Origin of the sequence: Campylobacter sp. W0014 (genome assembly GCF_020135975.1) — a bacterium.
Lineage (GTDB): Bacteria > Campylobacterota > Campylobacteria > Campylobacterales > Campylobacteraceae > Campylobacter_D.
Map to the genome: position 1 here is coordinate 108503 of NZ_JACHTR010000001.1, position 21882 is coordinate 130384.

Annotated in this window: 27 protein-coding genes and 1 pseudogene; 17 read left to right on the top strand and 11 right to left on the bottom strand. The window is 29.1% G+C overall.

Annotated features, from left to right (window positions below; all coding sequences use genetic code 11):
- Positions 1-17: 17 nt before the first annotated feature.
- Positions 18-1106, bottom strand: a complete 1089-nt coding sequence (nusA, locus tag H2277_RS00585; RefSeq protein ID WP_337200471.1) for a transcription termination factor NusA — start codon at positions 1104-1106, stop codon at positions 18-20.
- Positions 1107-1233: 127 nt separating this feature from the next.
- Here nusA and H2277_RS00590 point away from each other — a divergent pair, with 127 nt between their 5' ends.
- From H2277_RS00590 to H2277_RS00615, 6 genes are read left to right on the top strand one after another with little or no spacing between them, the layout of a single operon-like run.
- Positions 1234-1476 (top strand): HP0268 family nuclease, encoded by a 243-nt coding sequence (locus H2277_RS00590; RefSeq protein WP_337200472.1) that lies wholly within the window; start codon positions 1234-1236, stop codon positions 1474-1476.
- The gene (gene miaB / locus H2277_RS00595; RefSeq protein WP_337200473.1) at positions 1473-2774 is read left to right on the top strand and encodes a tRNA (N6-isopentenyl adenosine(37)-C2)-methylthiotransferase MiaB; all 1302 of its coding nucleotides are present in this window, start codon (positions 1473-1475) and stop codon (positions 2772-2774) included. The genes H2277_RS00590 and miaB overlap by 4 nt, the downstream gene beginning before the upstream one ends.
- Positions 2758-3387, top strand: a complete 630-nt coding sequence (locus H2277_RS00600; RefSeq protein ID WP_337200474.1) for a lysophospholipid acyltransferase family protein — start codon at positions 2758-2760, stop codon at positions 3385-3387. Before miaB ends, H2277_RS00600 begins: the two co-directional genes overlap by 17 nt.
- A 1-nt stretch (position 3388) precedes the next feature.
- Positions 3389-4318: a clan AA aspartic protease gene (locus tag H2277_RS00605; protein WP_337200475.1), complete on the top strand. Its 930-nt coding sequence runs from the start codon at positions 3389-3391 to the stop codon at positions 4316-4318.
- On the top strand, positions 4315-4845 hold the full coding sequence (locus H2277_RS00610) for a hypothetical protein (protein WP_337200476.1): 531 nt from the start codon (positions 4315-4317) through the stop codon (positions 4843-4845). The genes H2277_RS00605 and H2277_RS00610 overlap by 4 nt, the downstream gene beginning before the upstream one ends.
- Positions 4835-5353, top strand: coding sequence for a hypothetical protein (locus H2277_RS00615; RefSeq protein ID WP_337200477.1), 519 nt, complete (start codon positions 4835-4837; stop codon positions 5351-5353). The genes H2277_RS00610 and H2277_RS00615 overlap by 11 nt, the downstream gene beginning before the upstream one ends.
- A 1-nt stretch (position 5354) precedes the next feature.
- Here H2277_RS00615 and H2277_RS00620 read toward each other — a convergent pair.
- The 3 genes and pseudogenes from H2277_RS00620 to rpe form a co-directional block, all read right to left on the bottom strand.
- Positions 5355-5549: pseudogene (locus tag H2277_RS00620) on the bottom strand (phosphomethylpyrimidine synthase ThiC); the annotation flags it as partial.
- A gap of 360 nt (positions 5550-5909) precedes the next feature.
- On the bottom strand, positions 5910-6680 hold the full coding sequence (locus H2277_RS00625; RefSeq protein ID WP_337200478.1) for a 3'-5' exonuclease: 771 nt from the start codon (positions 6678-6680) through the stop codon (positions 5910-5912).
- Positions 6677-7324: a ribulose-phosphate 3-epimerase gene (gene rpe / locus H2277_RS00630; RefSeq protein WP_337200479.1), complete on the bottom strand. Its 648-nt coding sequence runs from the start codon at positions 7322-7324 to the stop codon at positions 6677-6679. Before rpe ends, H2277_RS00625 begins: the two co-directional genes overlap by 4 nt.
- 148 nt (positions 7325-7472) lie before the next feature.
- Between rpe and rpmB the strand changes: the two genes are divergently transcribed.
- The 3 genes from rpmB (at position 7473) to H2277_RS00645 (ending at position 9147) form a co-directional block, all read left to right on the top strand.
- Entirely contained in the window at positions 7473-7667 is a 195-nt protein-coding gene (rpmB, locus tag H2277_RS00635; RefSeq protein WP_137620905.1) for a 50S ribosomal protein L28, read from the top strand.
- A gap of 150 nt (positions 7668-7817) precedes the next feature.
- Positions 7818-8036, top strand: coding sequence for a YdcH family protein (locus H2277_RS00640; RefSeq protein WP_337200480.1), 219 nt, complete (start codon positions 7818-7820; stop codon positions 8034-8036).
- Between the two features lie 10 nt (positions 8037-8046).
- Positions 8047-9147, top strand: coding sequence for a methyl-accepting chemotaxis protein (locus tag H2277_RS00645; protein WP_337200481.1), 1101 nt, complete (start codon positions 8047-8049; stop codon positions 9145-9147).
- 11 nt (positions 9148-9158) lie between these two features.
- Here the strand turns inward: H2277_RS00645 and H2277_RS00650 are convergent, their stop codons facing one another.
- From H2277_RS00650 to acpP, 4 genes are all read right to left on the bottom strand, one after another.
- Positions 9159-9746: an NUDIX hydrolase gene (locus H2277_RS00650; protein WP_337200482.1), complete on the bottom strand. Its 588-nt coding sequence runs from the start codon at positions 9744-9746 to the stop codon at positions 9159-9161.
- 78 nt (positions 9747-9824) lie between these two features.
- Positions 9825-10763 (bottom strand): acetyl-CoA carboxylase carboxyl transferase subunit alpha, encoded by a 939-nt coding sequence (gene accA / locus H2277_RS00655; protein WP_337200483.1) that lies wholly within the window; start codon positions 10761-10763, stop codon positions 9825-9827.
- A 1-nt stretch (position 10764) separates the two neighbouring features.
- A complete protein-coding gene (locus tag H2277_RS00660) occupies positions 10765-11979 on the bottom strand; it encodes a beta-ketoacyl-ACP synthase II (protein ID WP_337200484.1) in 1215 nt (404 codons plus the stop codon).
- 29 nt (positions 11980-12008) lie between these two features.
- Entirely contained in the window at positions 12009-12242 is a 234-nt protein-coding gene (gene acpP / locus H2277_RS00665) for an acyl carrier protein (protein WP_137620899.1), read from the bottom strand.
- A gap of 119 nt (positions 12243-12361) precedes the next feature.
- Between acpP and H2277_RS00670 the strand changes: the two genes are divergently transcribed.
- The gene (locus H2277_RS00670; RefSeq protein ID WP_337200485.1) at positions 12362-13027 is read left to right on the top strand and encodes a TenA family protein; all 666 of its coding nucleotides are present in this window, start codon (positions 12362-12364) and stop codon (positions 13025-13027) included.
- Between the two features lie 20 nt (positions 13028-13047).
- On the opposite strand, the gene H2277_RS00675 is transcribed toward H2277_RS00670, so the two are convergent.
- The 3 genes from H2277_RS00675 to gpmI all read right to left on the bottom strand — a co-directional run bounded on the left by H2277_RS00675 (position 13048) and on the right by gpmI (position 15760).
- The gene (locus H2277_RS00675; RefSeq protein ID WP_337200486.1) at positions 13048-13455 is read right to left on the bottom strand and encodes a pyridoxamine 5'-phosphate oxidase family protein; all 408 of its coding nucleotides are present in this window, start codon (positions 13453-13455) and stop codon (positions 13048-13050) included.
- Between the two features lie 6 nt (positions 13456-13461).
- Positions 13462-14205, bottom strand: a complete 744-nt coding sequence (fabG, locus tag H2277_RS00680; RefSeq protein ID WP_337200487.1) for a 3-oxoacyl-ACP reductase FabG — start codon at positions 14203-14205, stop codon at positions 13462-13464.
- Positions 14206-14281: 76 nt separating this feature from the next.
- Complete coding sequence (gpmI, locus tag H2277_RS00685) at positions 14282-15760, bottom strand: 2,3-bisphosphoglycerate-independent phosphoglycerate mutase (RefSeq protein WP_337200488.1); 1479 nt, start codon at positions 15758-15760, stop codon at positions 14282-14284.
- 78 nt (positions 15761-15838) lie between these two features.
- Between gpmI and mraY the strand changes: the two genes are divergently transcribed.
- From mraY to H2277_RS00720, 7 genes are all read left to right on the top strand, one after another.
- On the top strand, positions 15839-16900 hold the full coding sequence (gene mraY / locus H2277_RS00690) for a phospho-N-acetylmuramoyl-pentapeptide-transferase (protein ID WP_337200489.1): 1062 nt from the start codon (positions 15839-15841) through the stop codon (positions 16898-16900).
- Positions 16900-18108, top strand: a complete 1209-nt coding sequence (gene murD / locus H2277_RS00695) for a UDP-N-acetylmuramoyl-L-alanine--D-glutamate ligase (protein WP_337200490.1) — start codon at positions 16900-16902, stop codon at positions 18106-18108. The genes mraY and murD overlap by 1 nt, the downstream gene beginning before the upstream one ends.
- 133 nt (positions 18109-18241) lie before the next feature.
- Positions 18242-18364: a hypothetical protein gene (locus H2277_RS00700; RefSeq protein ID WP_337200491.1), complete on the top strand. Its 123-nt coding sequence runs from the start codon at positions 18242-18244 to the stop codon at positions 18362-18364.
- Between the two features lie 164 nt (positions 18365-18528).
- A complete protein-coding gene (locus H2277_RS00705; RefSeq protein WP_337200492.1) occupies positions 18529-18696 on the top strand; it encodes a hypothetical protein in 168 nt (55 codons plus the stop codon).
- A gap of 294 nt (positions 18697-18990) precedes the next feature.
- Entirely contained in the window at positions 18991-20340 is a 1350-nt protein-coding gene (locus H2277_RS00710) for a Cj0814 family flagellar-dependent secreted protein (protein WP_337200493.1), read from the top strand.
- 229 nt (positions 20341-20569) lie between these two features.
- Positions 20570-20953 (top strand): hypothetical protein, encoded by a 384-nt coding sequence (locus H2277_RS00715; protein ID WP_337200494.1) that lies wholly within the window; start codon positions 20570-20572, stop codon positions 20951-20953.
- A 103-nt stretch (positions 20954-21056) separates the two neighbouring features.
- On the top strand, positions 21057-21882 hold an 826-nt coding region (locus H2277_RS00720; protein ID WP_407928544.1), incomplete at its 3' end, for a Cj0814 family flagellar-dependent secreted protein.

The following is a 21882-nucleotide window of genomic DNA, read 5'->3' on the forward strand; positions in this document are numbered from 1 at the left end:
AAATTTACAGATAAGCTTTAAATTTTAAATAAATCTTGCAAATTTTTTAAGGCTTCTTCATTGCTTAAAGAATGACTAGACTGGCCATTTTTTAATTCACAAAGCTCAATTTCATAACCACTTAACATACTTGCAAGGCGTATATTAATGCCACTTTTTCCTATAGCTTTACTTTTTTGCTCACTATTTAAACTTACAATAGCTTTTTTGTCTTCAATTTTAACAGAATTAACTATAGCGGGCGCTAAGGTTCTTGCAATTAAAATTTCAGGCTCGTTGCTAAATTCAATACAGTCAATATTTTCATTGTACAATTCTTTACTCACAGCATTGATTCTAACCCCCTTAACTCCAACTGTAGCTCCAACTGCATCTATATTAATTCCATTGGATTTGAGTATAACTTTTGCCCTTTCTCCTGGGATTCTCGCACATCCAATAATATTAACATATCCATCTTTAATTTCTGGGACTTCAGCCTCTAATAAGCATTCCAAAAACTTGGGGCTCGTTCGGCTTAACTCCATCTTAATACCCTTGTCAGTATAAACACGCTTTATCACTGCTTTTACAACATCCCCTACCTTAAATTTTTCACCTTTAATACGATTTTTTCTTGGTAAAAAAGCTCTTAATTCATCTATTTCTATAAAAGTATTTTCATCATTATCAATACGAACAACATTACCAAATACTATTTTACCAATCTTATTTTTATACTTTTCGAAAATAGTTTGTTCTAACAGTTTTTGGATATGATATTCCAATTCTTTATGTAATATATTAACCGCTGTTCTTCCTAAATTTTCCAAAGAACACTCATAAGTAAGCTCATCTCCAATTTCAACATCAGGAGCTTCAGCTTTTGCCTTGCTAAGAGCAATAAAACTTTCTTGATTTTCCTCAGATCTTGGATCATTATCCGCCACAACAGTAATTTTTTGATAAAGATTTAATTTCTTTCCATCCACAAAAAAATCATATTCTTGACCATAAATTCTTTTAGCGGTATTTATTAAAGCTAAAATAACCCTTTCTTTAACACTTTCTAGCTCTAAATTTTTTTCATTCGCGATGCTTTCTATGATATCTGCGATTTTTTCCATTATTATTAATACCTTAATTTTGGGATTTTAAATTCAAAAAGTAGATTAAAAGTATACCTTTAATAAGTTTAATTAAAAGTAAAATTTGATAAAATCGTAAATTTAAAAGATGCTTTAAGGATATAACATGGATTTAAAATTAGCAAGAAATTTAATTGACGAAAAACCAAAAAATATAAGCCTTGGCAAGATTGAAGAGGCTATAGTAAAGGATGGACAAAAGTTTTTCTATTTTGACAAGGAAAATTCTCACAAAGATCTTATTGCTCTAGTAGAGTATTTTGAAAAAAAAGGCTTAAGTGTTTATCATAGAACTATTAAATATGGTTTAGATGATAATGATTTTATGTATGAGGTGCATATTCTTTGAGCGCCAAAAAACTTTTTATTCAAACTTTAGGTTGTGCGATGAATGTCAGAGATTCTGAACATATAATCGCAGAACTTACACAAAAAGAAAATTATTCTATTACTCAAGATATCAAAGAAGCAGACTTGATACTTATTAACACTTGCTCTGTTCGAGAAAAACCAGTTCATAAGCTTTTTTCTGAAGTGGGTGGATTTGAAAAAGTCAAAAAGAAAGACGCTAAAATAGGAGTGTGTGGTTGCACTGCTTCACATTTGGGTGGTGAAATTTTTCGTCGCGCTCCTTATGTTGATTTTGTTTTAGGTGCTAGAAATATTTCTAAAATTACTCAAGCTATCAATACTCCAAAATTTATTAGCGTTGATATCGATTATGATGAAAGCGAATTTGCTTTTGCTGATTTTAGAAACAGTATTTATAAATCTTATATTAATATCTCCATAGGATGCGATAAACATTGTACTTATTGTATAGTTCCTCATACTCGAGGCGATGAAATTTCTATACCTTTTGATATTATACACAATGAAGCAATCAAAGCTGTACAAAAAGGAGCAAAAGAAATTTTCCTACTTGGACAAAATGTTAATAATTATGGTAAAAGATTTAGAAACGATCATAAAAAAATGGATTTTTCAGATCTACTTGAAGAACTTAGCACTATAGAAGGTTTAGAGCGTATTCGTTTTACTAGCCCTCATCCTTTACATATGGATGATAAATTTTTAGAAGTTTTTGCAAAAAATCCTAAAATTTGTAAATCTATGCACATGCCTTTACAAAGTGGCTCAACTGAGATCTTAAAAGCAATGAAACGCGGCTATACAAAAGAATGGTATCTTGATAGAGCCTTAAAACTTAGAGAATTATGTCCAAATGTTAGCATTTCTACAGATATTATCGTCGCATTTCCTGGAGAAAGCGAAAAGGATTTTGAAGATACTATGGATGTTTTGGAAAAAATTCGATTTGAACAAATGTTTTCTTTTAAATACTCAAAACGTCCTTTAACCAAAGCAGCCACTATGCCAAATCAAATTGATCCTGAAGTAGCATCTCAAAGACTTTCTATTTTGCAAAATCGCCATAATGAAATTTTAGATGAAATTGTTGAAAAACAAAACAATAAAGAATTTGAAGTTTTATTTGAAGAATTAAGACCTAATCATTCAGTAGCAGGAAGAACGAATAACAATTTCTTAGTCCAAGTTGAACATAGTGAAGAGCTTTTGGGGCAAATCAAAAAAGTAAAAATCACAGATGCAAAGCGTATGGTTTTATATGGGGAACTCGTTTAAAACCGTATTAACAACTTATCTAATATTTATTTTACAATGGCTGATTTTCTTAAGTTGTAAAAAAATCTATAAAGGAAATAAAGTTGATAAAGCACCTTATGTTATACTTTTTTGGCATGGACGCTTGGCTTTAATGCCCTTTGTTTTTAGACATTTTAGGCAAAAAAATAAAAAAGCCTATGTTATGATTTCTCATCATAGAGATGGAGAAATGATCGCTAGAATTATCAAATTATTTCATCTAAATACTATTAGAGGAAGCACCTCAAGAGGTGCCAGTACAGCTTTAAGATCTGCTTTTAAAGTTTTAGATGAAAAAGACGATATTGTTATTACTCCAGATGGACCACGTGGTCCTTATCGTAGTATTGCAGATGGAGCTGTATTGCTTGCTCAGAAAAAAAATGTTAAAATAAGATTATTAAATTATGAAGCGAAGCATTTTTGGGAATTTAAAAGTTGGGATAAAATGATTCTCCCTAAGCCATTTACAACATTGGTTTATCGATTAAGTGAGCCTTTGGATATTTCAAATTTAGATAAAGAAGAAGCTAAAAAAAAAATATTAGCTTGTTTTAAAAATATTGAAGAATTAGACAGTTTTAAGGAATAGAATGTTATTTTTGCTTAAAAAAATCCTACCTCAAATTTTTATTGGCATCATTTTAGAAGATAAAAAAAATATCCTTAAAGCAGCAATATATAGAAATAAAAAATTAATAAGCAGCAGTGAAAAAAGCTTTGAAAAAAGCGAAGACTTGCTAGAATATGTTAAAACCTTGAGTAAGAAATTCTTATTTTTCCATACTGCACTTTTTTTAAATGCCAAAGAGCAAGGTCTTATACCTAGCACAAAAAATGAAGACTTGGAAAAATTTAATGTAGGCAAGATAAGTTTAAAATTTATAACTCTTAACAATGCTTTAACCTATACGGCAACCGAACATGTGGAATATTTTCATGAACTTTTTGAAGATTATAATGGATTAGATTTTTTATATTCTCCTTTTGCTTTGCTTTATTTTAATATTTCAAAACAAAATAAAAATGACGATAAAATAACTCTGTATGCTTATCAATGTAGACAAATGCTAACAATCATGGTTTGTAAAAATCATCAAATTTTATATGGAGAATTGATTTTTTTAGATCAAGAGTCTGAAAACAATGAAGCATTAAACGAAGAATTAGATGAAGATATTTTCAATAATGAATTAAATTTTGAAAACTTAGATGAAAATTTTGAAGATTTATCACAGGAAAAAAATGGTTCAGAAGAGGAAGGATTTTTAAATTTTGATAATCTAAGTCAATTTAATAATGATATAGAAATCGCACATTGTATTATTTCCAGTATTGAAAAATTCTATAATGACGAAAAATATTCTGGCAATTTTATCAACAATATACATGTATTAAGCGAACAAGAGCTAAGTATAGAAGCGACTGAATTTTTGGAAAATGAAACTTTTTTAGAAATCACTACTCAACAAATAAATACTTTTGATCTTATGTTTGAGCTTATGCGCAAGGAAATTCAATGACTTACAGTTTTATAAAGCCTAGAAAAAAACCTATTTTAACCTTATTTATTAAAATTTGGGCTGCTCTTTTTATTTTTGGAATTGTCTTTATTTTTTTTATGTATTTTTTATATCTAATAAAAATTGCATTTGTTTCTCATTCTATCAAAAAACAAAAAGAAGAAGTTGTTAAAATGCAAAAAGAAATCAAAGATAATGAAAATTTATACCAAATTCTTTTAAACAAGAGTAAAATTGCTAACAATATCAAAGATCAAAATGAAATCACAAAAAAAAGCTTAAAAAATCTTTTTGACATCGTTGTACAAACCAGATCCATAACACTTGAAAGTGTAGATCAAGAAAAAGACTCCTTGCAACTGATCGGAGTAACACCAACCATGGAAATGTTTAGCCTTCTTTTAGAAACTCCTTTAAAAAGTATTTTTGATCAAAGCGATACCACATATTATCGCTTAAGCAATGGATGGTATCGTTTTGTCAGTATAAGCAAAAAAAATACTGGAGGTTGCTGTGATGAAAGATAAAAGCCTCGAAGAACTCAATATAGTAAGAATTCTCATTCTTGCCTTAAGTTTTATTAGTGTATGCACGGCTTTAATTTTGTTTTTATTATTGCCAGTATTGAAAGATTATGAACAAATTAATTTAAGAGAAAATTCTCAAATTGGAACGGTTAATTCTTTTAAAATTGATTTAAAAGCTAGTGAAGATAAAATTACACAATTAAAACATAATAATAAAAAAAATTTAGATCAATTTCAACAAAAATTCGATGAAAAAAAACTCGATGAATTTCTAAAATATTATTTTAAAAATATCAAAATAACAAACATAAAGATACAAACTCCACAAGAATATTTACATAAAGAATTAAAAATTGAAGCCTTAATGAATAATCCTAAAAATTTTTACAATTTTATCAATGCTTTAAAAAATTATGATAATTTAATTAAAGTTAGTTATCCTATTCAACTAAAAGCAATACCAAAAGGCATTGCTATAAATTTTTCTGTGGAAATTTACTCAGATTAAATTAACATCTTGAGGTTTGATTTATTGTATTCATCGCGCACATTTTTCCACACATAGAGCAAGAATTTAAATCATCCGAACGACGTTCATTAAGCATCTTTTTAGCCTTTTCCTTATCAATAGCAAGTTTAAACATTTTTTTCTAATCCATATCTTATCTTGCTTTACCCATATCATCATCTCTTATTCTTTCTTTCAAAACGCCTAAATTAACATTTACTTTAGCGTGAAGTCTAAATCCTACACTATTAACGATCAAGACTTTTATGATTGATATTAGCAGATATAATAATTTTGTCACAAGCAATATTTTCGAATAAAAATCTTGAGTTACTTGCCCTTTTTAGGTGACAATTTACATTTTTTGATGAAAATACCTTCTTTGATATAAAACATTTGAGTTTCTATGTTTTATCCTTAAAAATTTTTTGGATAAATTAAATTGTAAAACATTTAATAATAAAATCTTCTCGACACTGGTATTATCAAGATCTAATTTAGCCTAAGCTTTTAGCTTACTCTCAGCTTGTTTCGCAAGCTCTTGTCATTTATCGTATTATATCGCAATTTTAGGTTGGGTGCGAGAAGTTTTAATAAATTTTATTAACTCTTCTGTAGTTTGAATATGGTAAGGGAGTCTTGATAGGCAATATTTAAAAATTTCAGCCGCTGCTAAAGCATCGTTTAAAGCTCTATGATGGACGCTTTCTATCCCTAATAATTCTTTCAAAACATCAAGTTTATATTTAGGACTTTGTATGCAACATTGCGCAAATTCTATAGTGCAAATATAGCGATTAAGTAAAATTCCCAGACCACATTCATGTAAAGCTTTGGAAATAAAACCATAATCAAAGCGAACATTATGTGCAACAAAAATACCGTCCTTTAAAAAAAGTTTAAAATCTCTTAAAACTTGTTTCAAATTCGGAGCATTTTCAACCATATCAAAACTAATCCCTGTTAATTCAGTAATATTTTCCGGTATTTGATCGACTCTTATTAGAGTATTAAAGCGATCTAACTCTTTGGAATTTTTAATTTTAACAGCTCCAATTTCTAAAATTTGCCCATGCTTAATACCACCGGTACTTTCTATATCTACTATGCAAAAAGTCTCTTCTTTGATTTTTGTAGTGCGCGTTTTTAAACTTAAAAAATTATCATGATTTAAATAAAAACCTAAACCCAAAAGTTCAAAAGTTTCTAAATCAAATTGATAATCTTGAAGTTCATCAACTTTGCAAAATTGTTTAATCACCCATTCATAAGGTTTGCTTTGTTTACTCAAAACAGAAATGATTTGCTCAACTTGTTGAGAACTCAAAATTCTAACTTTAATGATGAAATAGAAGTTTTATAATCATTAGAAGAAAAGATATAACTTCCAGCAACCAAAATATCTGCTCCTGCTTGCTCCAACTCGCTTGCATTTAAACCATTGATACCACCATCAACCTCAATAAAAACCTTAGCATTTTTACAATCAATTAATTCTCTTAATGTTTTAATTTTTTCATAGGTAAAATTTAAAAAACTTTGCCCACCAAATCCAGGATTCACACTCATTAAAAGAATCATATCTACAAAATCAATCATATGTTTAATAGAATCTACAGGTGTATGAGGATTTAAAACTATAGCTGGATGAATTCCACAAGATCTTATATACTCACACATTCTTATAGGATGCTTTTCTATTTCCATATGAAAAGAGATAAATTTAGGCTTTAATGGAATAAATAAATCTACAAATTTCTTAACATCTTCAACCATCAAATGTACATCTAAAGGAAGATTACTAATGCTAGAAATTTTTTCTATCACGCAAGGTCCAAAAGTAAAATTAGGCACAAAATAACCATCCATCACATCGATATGTAAAAGATCAGCGCCCGCTTCTTCGATGGCTTTAATTTCTTTTTCTAAATTTAGAAAATTAGCAGATAATAAACTTGGAGCAACATACATGATTAAAAAACCTTACTTGCTAAGAATAACTTTTAGAAAAATATTCTATCTATTTATAAATAAAAATAGTATAAATATTTGAATATTTTAAGTTTAAATTTGTTAAAATCCCTATTTAAAAATTTATCCCAAAACGTAAGGAACTAAAATGGCAAGAGTATGTCAAATCACAGGCAAAGGGCCAATGGTAGGCAATAATGTTAGCCATGCTAATAATAAAACAAAAAGACGTTTTTTACCTAATCTTAGAACGGTTCGCATAACCTTAGAAGATGGTACTACTAGAAAAATGAAAATCGCTGCCTCTACTTTAAGAACTTTAAAAAAACAAAATTCTAAATAATACTTTTGAGAATTTATACTCAAAAGTATATAAAAACTTTATCATTATATAGTTATTTTACTAAATAAATTTAACATTATTTTAAGTAAAAATATTAACTTACTTTAGATATAATAAATTTTAACTTCATATACTATAGAGGAGAAATTTATGTTACACGAATATCGCGATCTTATTTCAGAACTTAAGGGTAAAGATGCTCATTTTGACAAATTATTTGAACACCATAATGAGCTTGATAAGCAAATCAAAAATATAGAAGAAAATCAAATTTCAACTCTTAGCAATATTGAAATTTCAACCCTGAAAAAGGAGAAACTTCGCATCAAAGATGAATTGAAAAAATATTTAGAAAATTATAAAAAATAAAGGTAGAGTTATGTTTAGCAAAAAAAACAATAATGAAAATTTTCAAAAGTTAGAAGAAGAAAATAAAAATCTTTCAAATCAGTTTCAAAAAATAAAAGCCGAAAATTTAGAATTGAAAAATAAAATTTCAAATTTAGAACAAGAAGCTTTAGAATCTAAATTAAAAACAGATCTTTTAAATGTTTTACTAAATGGTATTTTAAAAAATATTACCATAGTTCAAAATGATATGCTTGAAAATGTTGATAAAGCCGAAATTATTTCTAATTATTCTAAAACTTCACTCGTGGAAATGGATGAATTAAATCATATTGCCGATTCCATTAATGCTTCATTGAGCAATATTACTGAATCTGCCAATAAAACACGTGATACAGCCGGAACTTTACATCGCAGTGTTGATGAAATTACCAATGTTATTAATCTTATCAAAGATGTATCTGATCAGACTAATCTTTTGGCACTGAATGCAGCTATAGAAGCTGCGCGTGCTGGAGAACATGGACGTGGATTTGCTGTGGTGGCTGATGAAGTTAGAAAACTAGCAGAAAAAACACAAAAAGCAACCACAGAAGTGGAAATGAATATCAATCTTTTAAAACAGAATGCCAATGAAATGTACAGTCAAAGTGAACAAGTGGAAAAAATTTCTCTCGATTCTAGTGCCCATATTGTAAATTTTTCAGAGAAATTTTCTCATCTTGTAACTGAAGCACATGCTACAAATTCAAACGCCGTTAATATTGCTTCTGAAGCATTTATATCTCTTGCCAAATTAGACCATATTGCTTTTAAACTCAATGGATATAGAGAAATCTTTACAAAAAGTGGAAAAAGATTAGCAGATCACACAAGCTGTCGTCTTGGAAAATGGCTAGCAAGTACTGGTAAAGAAAGATTTGGTACTAGTAAAAGCTTTTTGAAAATTGCAGAACCTCATGAAAAGGTACATGAAAATATGAATAGTGCTATTGATATAGCCGCTACAGAAGATGTAAGCTCGAATTTAACCCAACGTAAAATTATAGAAAAATGTCAAACCACTGAAAATGCTTCTTTAAATTTATTTGATATTTTTAAAGAAATGCTTCATGAAAGCACAGAAAAATAATATCCTTACCTTTAAAGGTAAAGATATTTTTTTTCCTTTAAAAACCACAAATAAGAAAAGTCCAATAAAGAATTACAAATAATATTTTGTGAGAATTTTTCATAATCTTCAAGTTTTACAAAAACAACTTCGATCTGCTCTCCATCTATTCCTCCTCCATCAGAAATCTTATCGTTTTCGTTTATAGTCGCAAAATAAAGACTTTGTCTACTTACCCCAGAACCAAAACCTGTATAAAAATCTTTAATTTTCTCAATTTTTTTGGGACAATACCCGATCTCTTCTATACATTCTTCCTTGGCTATTTGCTCCAAGGATAAATTCTTATCTACCAAACCTGAACAAAGTTCAACGGTATAGCCTATTTCTTTATCTAAATAATTTGAATGGTGAATTTGATGATACCAAAGAGGTATTCTAAATTGACGAACGAAGACAAAGCTTTTAAATTCTTGGTGATATAAAAGTATAGAAACGCTATCTTTAACTTCTATAAAATCCCAAGTACAATACTTATCATTACTTTGATAGGAAAAACGTTTGGGTTTAATGTATTCAGAATGATCAAACAATATCTCTTTTAAATTTTTAAATGCCATTAAAAACCTTTGATATAAAAAATATTTTTATAAATAATAACGTGGGTATTTTAAATTAAAATAAAATAGTAAAAAAAATTAAGCCTCTAAAAAAGCTCCGAGTTTAAGTATTTTTTGCATACGATTGGCAACAAGTTCATTTGGATCTATTGTGCTTAATTCATCTAAAGCTTTCTTCGCATAATCAGCAATAGCAATAGCAGCTTTTTCTTTATCTCTATGCGCCCCATTGATAGGTTCTTCTATAACATCATCAATTAAATTTTGTTCTTTTAGATCATCGGCTGTTACTTTCATTGCTTTAGTTGCTAATTCAATTTTACTCGGATCATTCCAAAGAATTGCTGCACAACCTTCAGGAGAAATAACTGAAAAAACAGAATTTTTCATCATAGCAAGTTTATCAGCAACTCCTATAGCCAAAGCTCCACCGCTACCACCTTCTCCAATCACTATGGCTATAGTAGGGATTTTTAAATCGCTAAATTCATAAAGGTTTTTAGCAATAGCTTCGCTTTGACCACGCTCTTCAGCACCGATACCAGGATAAGCACCTGGAGTGTCGATTAAAAATAAAATTGGAATTTGAAATTTTTCTGCAAGTTTAGCAACTCTTAAAGCTTTTCGGTATCCCTCAGGATGTGGCATTCCAAAATTTCTTGCTATTTTATCTTTGGTTCCCCTACCCTTTTGCTCACCAATAACAATAAGTTTTTTATCACCAAGATATCCCATAAAACAAACAATAGCAGGATCATCTCTAAAAGCACGATCCCCGTGAATTTCATGTGCATCTTGTAATATAAGTTCTATATAATCAAGGGCATAAGGACGATCAGGATGACGAGCAAGTTGTAAACGACCATAATCGTTTAAGTTTTTATAAGTTTTTATAATTTCTTTTTCAAGATTTTTTTTTAAAATAGCAATGGCATGAACATCCCCCTTGATTTGCGCATTAGCAATATCTTCATCGAGTTGTTGAATATTTTTTTCAAATTCTAAATATGAAGCCATCTTAATCTACTTTTTTAAATATAACACAACCATTTGTACCACCAAATCCAAAAGAATTACTCATTACTACTTTTAGATCCATTTTTTTAGCAAAATTTGGAACATAATCTAAATCGCACTCTTCATCTTTTACAAGCTGATTTATAGTTGGAGGAACAATCCCGTCTCTTAAGGCCATAATACTTATAACCGCTTCAATTGCTCCAGCGGCTCCTAAACAATGCCCTGTTTGTCCTTTTGTAGAGCTAACCAATGGAATATTATTACCAAAAAGCTCTTTAATGGCAGCAGTTTCATTTTTATCATTAACTGGAGTTGAAGTTCCATGTGCGTTAATATAATCAACCTTAGGATTTCCAGCCATATTTAAAGCTTTTTTCATAGCTCTTAAAGGACCATCTAAAGTTGGAGAAGTGATATGATGTGCATCAGCACTTTCACCAAAACCTACCAATTCCGCATAAATAGTAGCTCCTCGCTTTTTAGCCTCTTCATAATCTTCAAAAATCAAAGCACCTGCACCCTCTCCCATAACAAAACCATCTCTTTCTTTATCAAAAGGTCTTGAGGCACGTTCTGGATCATCATTTCTAGTTGATAAAGCTTTCATGGAAGCAAAACCACCTATTCCTACTGGACATATGGCAGCTTCAGCTCCTATAACAAGCATTTTACTTGCGGTACCCAAAGCAATGCTTTTATAAGCTTCAGCGATAGCATGAGTTCCAGCAGCACAAGCAGTCACACAGGAAATATTCGGTCCCTTAAGTCCATGCTCGATCGAAATCAAACCACCGAGCATATTAACCAAAGCTGAAGGAATAAAGAATGGAGAAATTTTTCGTGGTCCTCGTTCAGAACAGATAATCGAATTTTTTTCTATATTGGGCAAGCCTCCTATTCCAGCAGCAGATACTACGCCAAATTCTTCTTGATTGAAATTATCTTTAAAATTAGCATCTTGCATTGCTTCTCTAGCAGCTTTTATACCTAACTGAATAAAGCGATCCACTTTCTTTACTTCTTTAGGATCTACAACATCCAAAGGATTAAAATCTGAGATTTCTGCCGCTATTTGAACTGGAAAATCTGTTGTATCAAAAAGGGTAATTTTTTTTACTCCGCTCTTACCTTCGCAAATAGCTTTAAAAGAACCCTCTTTATCTAAACCAAGGGCATTGATCATTCCAATACCTGTAACCACAACTCTTTTCAAGAATAAACTCCTTGCAAAGTTAATAAAAATTACTTTTTAAGATTGTCAATATAATTTACAACATCTTCAATTTTAATAAGTTTTTCAGCATCACTATCTGGAATTTCAACTTCAAATTTTTCTTCTAAAGCCATAATTAATTCCACAACATCCAAAGAATCTGCACCTAAATCTTCAATAATTTTAGATTCCATTTTAACTGTATCTGCATCAATACTTAATTGCTCTACCACCACTGCTTTTACATCATCAAATGTTGCCATTTACATCTCCTTAAAAATAAAAAATTAAAAAAATAAAGCGTATTTTACTATAAAAAACTTAAAATATTTATAGTTTTTAACTATACTGTAAAAAAATTAAATTAATCGAGGATAAAAAAATGCTCTTTCAAAAACTTATCAAAGAAAATTCGCAAATTTGGGATGAATATATACGGCATAATTTTATAAAACAGCTTGAAAATGAAACTTTAAGTAAAGAACAGTTTCTTTTTTATCTAAAGCAAGATTATATATATCTTATTAATTACTCAAAATGTTATGCAAGACTTGCATTGAATGCTAATACATTAGAGGAGTTGCGTTTTGCTATTAAATTTCAAAATTACACCCTAGAAGGAGAATTAGAGCTTCATAAAAGTATCTTAGAGCTAGGTATTAATGCAAGTCATTTTAATGAAAAAGATGAAAGTCTTATTAATATTGCTTATTCGCGTTATATATTAAGCATAGGTGAAAATGGAGATTTTTTAGACATGCTAATCGCTCTTAGTGCTTGTGCAATAGGTTATGGATATATAGGGAATGAAATTTATAAAAATATCTCAAAAGAAAAGTTGCAAAATCATCTTTATAAAGAATGGATTTTAACTTATTTAAGTCAAGAATTTCAAGCAACAGTAAAAGAATTTGAAGATTTTGTTAATTCTTATAGTAATCAAATTTCTGAAGAAAAATTTAAAAAACTTAATTCAATTTTTCACAATGTTGTGCGTTTGGAAATTGCTTTTTGGGAGCATTCTTTAAAAATGCAAGCAAATATTTAAAACCTTAAAATAAGATTTTCTTACTTTAAGGTTTTAAATTCTCCATTGCTAAATTGCATTCTAGCACTTAAATTATCAAGATAAAAAACTTCAAATCTTAAATCTTCTGGAGCATTGTATAATTTTTTTAAATAAGGATATTTTTCAAACATCATTTTTTTAACTTCCAAATTAGATTCAAAAATCGCATTGGCTCTAAGCCTTAAAAAAGTTCCCTCTTTAGAACAAGAACAAAACTCAATTCCATTATAATTTTTGATATGTTTATAAAGTCCTTTAGTGTTTGAAGTACAAAAATAAATTCTATCCTTAAATAAAAGTGGACTCTGTATAGGCCGAACTCTAGGATTTCCACAAGTACCTAGAGTTGCTAAAAAAGCAGGTGGATTATGATCTAAAAATTGCATGATTTCTTCTAAATTCATCATAATTCCTTACATATATAAACCGCCATTAACTTTAAGCACATCTCCTGTAATATAAGAAGAATAATCACTTAATAAAAATGCGACGCAATAAGCTACCTCTTCAGGTTCGGCAAAACGCTTAAAAGGAATGCCATCTTGGTACATTTTTTTAATTTCTTCGCTTAAAACTTCAGTCATATCGCTTTTTATAAAACCTGGGGTTACACAATTAAAACGTATATTTCTACTCGCTCCCTCTTTAGCAAAAGATTTCGTCATGGCTATCATTCCACCTTTACTTGCTGAGTAATTTACTTGTCCTGCATTCCCCATTTCTCCAACAATAGAAGCGATATTAACCACAGCACCAAAACGCTTTTTACTCATTGTTTTTAAAGCTTCTCTACATCCTAAAAATGCTGAATTTAAATTCACATCCACAACAGAACTAAATTCATCTAACTTCATTCTTAAGGCTAATTTATCATTGGTAACACCCGCATTATTTACAAGATAATTAAGCTCTCCATCGCTTTCAACGATAGTTTTCACACCATTTTCAAATTCATCTTCTTTGCTTGCATCAAATTTAATCACCGCCGCATCACCGCCTTTTGCAATGATTTCATCCTTTAAAGCATCCGCTAATTCTGGTTTTGAACGATAATTAATCCAAACTTTAAGTCCAAAACTAGCTAAAGTTTTTGCAATAGAAGCACCTATGCCTTTACTTGCACCTGTTATTAAAACGTTTTTTCCGCTAAATTTCATTATTTTATCCTTATTAAAATTAATCTTTTAAATTTGTCAGAATTTTAACAAATTTAAAAAGAAAAAAGCAAATCGATTAAAACAAAGCTTCATTCATTTCTTTTGGAATTTCTAAATCTAAAATTTTTAAAACACTTGCCGCTATATTGCTAAGTCCCATATTGTTTTTAATTGTTTGCACTCCATTTGCCTCTACAAATGCAAAAACATCAAAGGTTGTATGATTGGTAAGTAAATTACCTTTTTCATCCTGCATAGCTTCACAATTTCCATGATCACTTGTGATAATAAAAGCATAATTATTTTTTCTAGCACATTCAATCACTTCACCCAAGCAAGTATCCACTGTCTCTACAGCTTTAACAGCCGCATCAAAATTTCCAGTATGTCCTACCATATCACCATTTGCAAAATTAACAACAATAAAATCTTCACCCTTATTGATCCCTTTTTTTACGATATCGCATACTTCAAAAGCACTCATTTGAGGTTTTTCATCATAAGTTTTAACCTTAGGACTTGGGATCAAAATTCTTGTTTCATTCTCCAATAGCTCTTCTTTACCACCATTAAAGAAAAAGGTTACATGGGCGTATTTTTCAGTTTCTGCTGTATGAAGTTGAGTTAATCCTGCTTTAGAAATTATTTCTGGCAAAGTGTTTTGAATTTTTTCTTTTTGGAATATTACAGGGATATCAAAACGATCATCATAAACACTCATAGTTAATAAATTTTGAAAAATTTTATCTCGTTTAAATTCTTTAAAATCTTGAAAATTTAATGCCTCAACAAGTTGTTTCATTCTATCATTTCTAAAATTAATGAAAATCAACCCATCATTCTCATCCATCCCTTTATAGTCCTTATGCTTGACCGCTTTTATAAATTCATCTGTGATTTGATCTTGGTAAGATTGTTGTATATATTTTATAAAATCATCACTACTTTGACTTTCTCCCATTAAACATCGATAATATTCTTGAATCCTATCCCAACGTTTATCTCTATCCATCGCATAAAAACGCCCGCATAAAGTTGCAAAACAAATTCCTAATTTATCACAATGTTCTTGCAAATTTTTAATGAAATCTAAAGCACTTTTTGGATCCACATCTCGTCCATCAGTGATAGCATGAGCAAAAACTTCATTGCCATTTTTAGCACAAATTTCAAGCAAAGCATTAAAATGCGTATCCATAGAATGCACTCCACCATCACTATAAAGCCCCATAATGTGAATTTTTTTGCATTTTGCTAATAAATTTTTTAAACTAGAATTGTTTTTAAGCTGATCATTTTGAATAGCTTGATTGATCCGCACCAAATTCTGATAAATAATCTGTCCGCTACCTATACACATATGACCTACTTCACTATTACCCATTTGACCTTCAGGCAAACCCACTGCCAAACCACTGGTTTTTAATAAAGAATAAGGCACTTCTTTAAAAAGCTTTTCATAAGTAGGTTTTTTTGCCACTTCAAAAGCATTGAATTTTTTATCCTGATTAAAACCTATTCCATCTGTAATCACTAAAATACATTTTTGTTTCATTACTTTAAACTTTATAAGAATTTTTTTGGTTACATTTTAATAAAATTAAGCTTTTAAAAACCAAAAAGAAGGTTCAATTTGTATTATCTTTCCGATTTAAGCAATTATGCTTTTTTTACTTATATTAGTGTGCGTGCTGGTTTTGCGTTCTTTATCGCTTTATGTTTGTCTTTGTTTTTGATGCCTAAATTTATAGCTTGGGCAAAAGCTAAAAATGCTAATCAGCCTATTTATGAATACGCCCCTGAAAACCACAAAGTAAAATCACATACTCCAACTATGGGTGGTCTTGTCTTTATATTTTGCGCTCTTTTGGCAAGTTTGTTGTGTATAAGATATGAAAATGTTTTTGCTATAAGCGCCTTACTTTGCCTTACTCTTTTTTGCCTTATTGGCCTTATTGATGATCTTGGCAAAGTTTTAAAAAAAGATAATCATTCAGGACTTAGTCCAAAAATGAAACTTTTAGCCCAAATTGGCGCAGGTTTAATTTGTGTCCTACCTTTATATTTTAGCGCTGAATTTAATACTGAATTTTATATTCCATTCTACAAATATCCTCTTTTTAATATGGAAATTTTTGCACTTTTCTTTTGGATTTTAGTTCTAATTTCAAGCTCAAATGCTGTAAATTTAACCGATGGACTTGATGGCTTAGCGACCGTACCTAGTATTTTTTCTTTATCAACTTTAGGCATTCTTTTATATTTGAGTGGAAATTTTAATTATAGCGAATACTTACTTTTACCAAAAATTCAAGGTTTGGGCGAAGTTAGCATTATCTGTGCTGCGCTGATTGGAGCCTTAATGGGATTTTTATGGTATAACTGCTATCCAGCTCAAGTTTTTATGGGAGATAGTGGAAGTTTAGCTATCGGAGGATTTATAGGCTTTTTAGCTATCATCAGTAAAAATGAAGTTTTGCTCTTGCTTATAGGTTTTGTTTTTGTTCTTGAAACCATTTCGGTTATTTTACAAGTAGGGAGCTTTAAAATTTTCAATAAAAGAGTTTTTAAAATGGCCCCTATTCATCATCATTTTGAAAAAGTAGGATGGGTGGAAAATAAAATCATAGTGCGCTTTTGGATGATCGCTTTTCTTACAAATTTACTCGCACTCGCATCCATAAAGTTACGCTGATGAAAATTTCTCTTTTTGGATATGGAAAAACAACGCAGGCTATAGCAAAAAATCTTGTGGATAAATTTGGTGTTTTTAATATTTATGATGATCGTTTTCAAAACACAAACCAAGATGAATTAGGTAATTATCTTTTAAACCCTAAAGATTTTGATCAAAATTCAAGCGATCTTGAAATTCCAAGCCCAGGTTTTCCGCCAAACCATGCATTAATAAAAAAAGCAAAAAATCTACAAAGCGAATATGACTTTTTTTATGATGCTATGCCAAGATCTGTTTGGATTAGTGGCACAAACGGAAAAACAACAACCACACAAATGACAACGCATTTATTATCACACGTAGGCGCAATAATGGGAGGAAATATTGGAACTCCTTTAGCCAAACTTGATACTCATGCTACACTTTGGGTGCTTGAAACCTCGTCTTTTACTCTTCATTATACCCATATTGCCAAACCTGAAATTTACGCTCTTTTACCTATAAGCGCGGATCATCTTTCATGGCATGGAAATTTTGAAAACTATGTCAAAGATAAACTCAGCGTTTTAGAAAGAATGAATGAATGCGATATAGCAATTTTGCCAAAAATTTATGAGAATGCCCCTACTAAAGCCTATATTGTTTCTTATGAAGATGAAAAAGATTTAGCAGGTAAATTTGGTATTGATATAGATAAAATTTCTTTTAAAAGTCCTTTTTTGCTTGATGCTGTGATGGCTTTAGCTATAGAAAAAATTTTACTAGATACATTAAGTTACGATCTTTTAAATCAATTTATCCTTGAAGAAAACAAACTTGAAGAATTATTTGATACCCAAGGAAGACTTTGGGTAAATGATACAAAAGCGACCAATGAAAGTGCTGTTATGGCGGCTCTAAATCGGTACAAGGATAAAAAAATCCATTTAATCATCGGCGGAGATGATAAGGGTGTGAATTTAAGCGCTTTATTTAAATTTATGAAAAAATTTGACATTACACTTTATGCTATAGGTATAAGCACACAAAAAATGCTTGATTATGCTAAAAATGCTGATATAAAAATAATCAAATGTGAAATATTAAGCAAAGCTGTAGAAGAAATTTCAAAAGTTCTTCAAAAAAATGAAGTCGCTCTTTTAAGCCCAGCCTGCGCTAGTTTAGATCAATTTAGTTCTTATATAGAACGCGGAAAAACCTTTAAAGAATATATCAATAAAATTTAATTTTAATATTTTATTGATATTAAAAAATTTGTATTTTGTCGATGTTAAATGCTAAATAATTATTATGACAATCAAGAAAATAGCAAATAAATACAAAAGCACTCTTGGCGGTTGGTATCCTAGGAGATAAAATATGAATACTATTAATTCAAGTTTGGGTATTTTTGGAATAAGTATAACGAATGACTGGAGTTTGAGTGATAAAAATACCGCTCAAACTCCAAATGATAAAAAAAGTCAAATGTTGCAAATTTAGATGAATTACTAAAATCTTACAAAGATTATTATGATGAACTTACAAAAGAAATTCCTATCGCTAAAGGCTCTATACAAGATCAGATTTTAAAGGGTGAATTAAGCCGAGAAGATTTTAAAGAAATTGAAGATTTTAAAGCAAAAAATAAAGCTTCGGTGCATTGAATGGATGAAGACTTACAAAAAGAATATGTAAAAATTTATCACACAAGTATGAGTGTAGAAGAATTTAAACAAAAATGGTTAGATCTTCAAGCCAAACACGAAGCTAGATTTAGCAAAGCAAAAAAGATATTCAGCAAGAAATGCAAACTACACAAGAACAAGAAATAAAAACTTTCAAACCCATCCAAGCAGAAAGTAAAAACAAAGAAACTTATAAAGATGAAATAAAAAAATAGTTTTTGGGAACAATTTTTAAAAGTTCAAAAAGAAAATGGAATAGATATTTTAGAACTTATGAAAAAACTTAATGAAAAAGGTATAGATAAAAGAATTTAAAAAATAATTTTAAAATTTAAAATTATTAAAAAAACAAATTTATAAAAATATATCATTATTTCTATAACATAAACTTCTCATCATTTCTACCGATATATAAGGTAGAAATGATAAAAAGGCAGCAAAATGATAAATAATATAAATTCTTACTCAAATTATAATTACTATACAAATACTTTAAATTCTAAAAAGAATTCTAAAACAAATGATTCAGTAGATAATAATAAAGAAATAAACAATAACACAAATTTAAATAATAACAATAACAACAATAATATTTCAAACAATACTTCATTAAAACAAATAAATTCAAATTTAGTAAATGATAAATCTAAGGCTGTTAATAAAATACTAGGTTATGGTGTAGATGAAGATGGTTTTTTTACTAGTGATTTCAATGAAGCTGCAGGAATACCTAAAGATTATAAGATCTATGCTAAGGGTATGGAGAATTTTGCAAATGAATATTATAAAAGAATAAATAATACTTTTGTTAATGTAGATTTTGCTAAAACAATAGGAAATGCTTATAAGCTTTTTTCACAAATTGCACCAGATACAAAATCAAACTCTTTTACACTTGAACAATTGCAAAGTATGCCTGTAGCTTTTGTTTATGACGTCGATACATTTGAAATTACAAAAACATTCAATCAAGATGAAGCTAAAGATTATTATAAAGTTGTACCTCCATACGTTAATGAAAGTCATAACGCTACTCAAACTTATCCTAATAAAAATTTTATTAATCCTAAAATCGATAATATTTTTTATACCGCAAAAACTAATATAGGGCAAAATGTTTATACAAATAATGATGGAAGTATAACTAAAGGTGGTGCATTAATGGCTTTTTTAAATGCTAGAATTTCGGAAGCTAATTATTCAATTTTAGTTGGTGATGTAACCATACAAGGTAAAATTTTAGGACTTGATAAAACTATGAATGCAAATGAAATACAAAGTTTAAGAGATTTCATTCAGCAAAATCCTATTACTTATAGCATAACTGGAGATATAGGAGTTGATTTTGTAAATACAATAAAGCTTTTAAGTGGAAATACAGATATAGAAGAATTCAAAAAACAATGGCTAGAAATGAAAGCTAAAAGTGACGCTATGGGAGAAAAATATAAGGCACAAATAGCACAACAAAATAATTCTAACTTAACACAACAAACCAACGAAAATGATCAAACAAAAGACAAACCCTTCAAACCCATCCAAGCAGAAAGTAAAAACAAAGAAACTTATAAAGATGATAATATAAGAAATGAACTCATAAAAAAACTTCTTGAAAATAAATTTGATTTAGCAAAAGAATTAGAAATTCTTTTTAATGTAAAAATAGATAATGACAATACAAATAACAATGATAGTTCTAATTCTAATGATAACAATTCCAACTCTAATCATCTTAGTAAATTAAGTTCTAGAGCTAAAACTAAACATAGAAGTGTAAATATTAAGGTTTAGAAAATTTATCAAAATTAATTACTAAATAAACAATTATCATGAAAATATATTAAAAAATAAAAAACTCCTAAAACACTAAAAATTCATTATAAATATTATAAAATATCTACAAAATAGAACTTTTAAAAATTTGATTTAAACAATCAATCGTGATAAAATAAATACACTTTAACAAAAAAGGAGAAGTCATGATTAAAAGTTATTTAGTGTTGCAACTTTAGGTGCTTTATTGGCAAGTTCTGCCTTTGGGGATGATTTTTTAGCTAAAGTCAGTAATGGTGCACTCAGTGATAATAGTGCAGGTGTTAAAGTTCTTAGTCTTAATGAGATGAAAGATGTTAAGGGTGGATTTAACTTTGTAAGAGATAGTAGGTATGACAATACTGTGGGTATCAGAAGTTATGCTTATATAGTTACTGATGCAGACAATAGTCAGTTGCAAATAAGTTCTGATAGCAAAGTTCTTGCCAAATATCGTTTTGTAAATAATCAAAAAGAATATTATTTACAAAGTTACAATAATGGAACTTTAGGAGATATATTTCCTAATAAAGTTACATCTTGGGGACAATATGCAATAAAAATTATGACAGAGTTTCAAAGTAAATACTAACCCTCATCCTCGTTCCACTTATCCAAAGTGGAACAAATTTTGCTTATATTTATAAGATATTTAGATTTGAAGGCAGAACAATTCTAAAATCAAAGGAATAAATATGAGTATCTTCAGTATTAATGATAACTCAAATTATACTTCTATACTTTCACAAGCAAAAGCCAATAAAGAAAGTAAGGAAAATTCAAAAATAAATTTTGCCAATACTTTCTTAAAACAAAATGCCACTAAGTTAAATGATATAGAAAATAAAAATTCACAAACTTTAATAAGAAGTGAAGTATTAAATTCTACTAACAATAATATCAATAAGAATTATTACACTAAAACAAATTCTCCTAATTATGATATATCTAGTGAATTTAAAAACTCTATTTATACTTTAAAATTCAAACAAGCAGATATAAGTAATAATACTTCTACCAATACAGCCTATGGTTATAGTGTAGATAAAGATGGTTATATGGGAGAAGACTTTAATGAAGCTGCAGGATTACCAAAAGATTTTAAGATACATAAATCTACTTTGGATGAGATAGAGAGATATAATAAAGATTTAAATGAAGATACTGTTAATTATTTAGGTGTAAGTAGTTATTATTCCAATATAGATATGGCAAATACTATCAAGCAATACTATGATAAATTCAATGATATTATTAATCATACTTTTAACGATACCAATAAAACAAGTTTTAGTGAAGCAGATTTAAATAGTTTGCCTAAAGGTGTAAGTATGTCAGTGGGAGATTTTGATTTTGCTTCACCTCTAAATTTTGAAAGCAAAACCATAACAAATTATTATAACACCCAAGAACAATACGATGAAATAGAACAATTAGGAATGTTTGCAAGTATCAATACAGGATTGCAAAAATTAGATTTTACTCCTCAAAGTATGCAAACTCAAAATACATCAAACAAAT

Excerpts from the sequence above, each read along its gene's own strand:
- nusA (WP_337200471.1), bottom strand. The coding sequence starts at position 1,106 with ATGGAAAAAATCGCAGATATCATAGAAAGCATCGCGAATGAAAAAAAT.
- H2277_RS00590 (WP_337200472.1), top strand. The coding sequence starts at position 1,234 with ATGGATTTAAAATTAGCAAGAAATTTAATTGACGAAAAACCAAAAAAT.
- H2277_RS00600 (WP_337200474.1), top strand. The coding sequence starts at position 2,758 with ATGGGGAACTCGTTTAAAACCGTATTAACAACTTATCTAATATTTATT.
- H2277_RS00605 (WP_337200475.1), top strand. The coding sequence starts at position 3,389 with ATGTTATTTTTGCTTAAAAAAATCCTACCTCAAATTTTTATTGGCATC.
- H2277_RS00610 (WP_337200476.1), top strand. The coding sequence starts at position 4,315 with ATGACTTACAGTTTTATAAAGCCTAGAAAAAAACCTATTTTAACCTTA.
- H2277_RS00615 (WP_337200477.1), top strand. The coding sequence starts at position 4,835 with ATGAAAGATAAAAGCCTCGAAGAACTCAATATAGTAAGAATTCTCATT.
- rpe (WP_337200479.1), bottom strand. The coding sequence starts at position 7,324 with ATGTATGTTGCTCCAAGTTTATTATCTGCTAATTTTCTAAATTTAGAA.
- rpmB (WP_137620905.1), top strand. The coding sequence starts at position 7,473 with ATGGCAAGAGTATGTCAAATCACAGGCAAAGGGCCAATGGTAGGCAAT.
- H2277_RS00640 (WP_337200480.1), top strand. The coding sequence starts at position 7,818 with ATGTTACACGAATATCGCGATCTTATTTCAGAACTTAAGGGTAAAGAT.
- H2277_RS00645 (WP_337200481.1), top strand. The coding sequence starts at position 8,047 with ATGTTTAGCAAAAAAAACAATAATGAAAATTTTCAAAAGTTAGAAGAA.
- H2277_RS00650 (WP_337200482.1), bottom strand. The coding sequence starts at position 9,746 with ATGGCATTTAAAAATTTAAAAGAGATATTGTTTGATCATTCTGAATAC.
- accA (WP_337200483.1), bottom strand. The coding sequence starts at position 10,763 with ATGGCTTCATATTTAGAATTTGAAAAAAATATTCAACAACTCGATGAA.
- acpP (WP_137620899.1), bottom strand. The coding sequence starts at position 12,242 with ATGGCAACATTTGATGATGTAAAAGCAGTGGTGGTAGAGCAATTAAGT.
- H2277_RS00670 (WP_337200485.1), top strand. The coding sequence starts at position 12,362 with ATGCTCTTTCAAAAACTTATCAAAGAAAATTCGCAAATTTGGGATGAA.
- H2277_RS00675 (WP_337200486.1), bottom strand. The coding sequence starts at position 13,455 with ATGATGAATTTAGAAGAAATCATGCAATTTTTAGATCATAATCCACCT.
- fabG (WP_337200487.1), bottom strand. The coding sequence starts at position 14,205 with ATGAAATTTAGCGGAAAAAACGTTTTAATAACAGGTGCAAGTAAAGGC.
- gpmI (WP_337200488.1), bottom strand. The coding sequence starts at position 15,760 with ATGAAACAAAAATGTATTTTAGTGATTACAGATGGAATAGGTTTTAAT.
- murD (WP_337200490.1), top strand. The coding sequence starts at position 16,900 with ATGAAAATTTCTCTTTTTGGATATGGAAAAACAACGCAGGCTATAGCA.
- H2277_RS00700 (WP_337200491.1), top strand. The coding sequence starts at position 18,242 with ATGAATACTATTAATTCAAGTTTGGGTATTTTTGGAATAAGTATAACG.
- H2277_RS00705 (WP_337200492.1), top strand. The coding sequence starts at position 18,529 with ATGGATGAAGACTTACAAAAAGAATATGTAAAAATTTATCACACAAGT.
- H2277_RS00710 (WP_337200493.1), top strand. The coding sequence starts at position 18,991 with ATGATAAATAATATAAATTCTTACTCAAATTATAATTACTATACAAAT.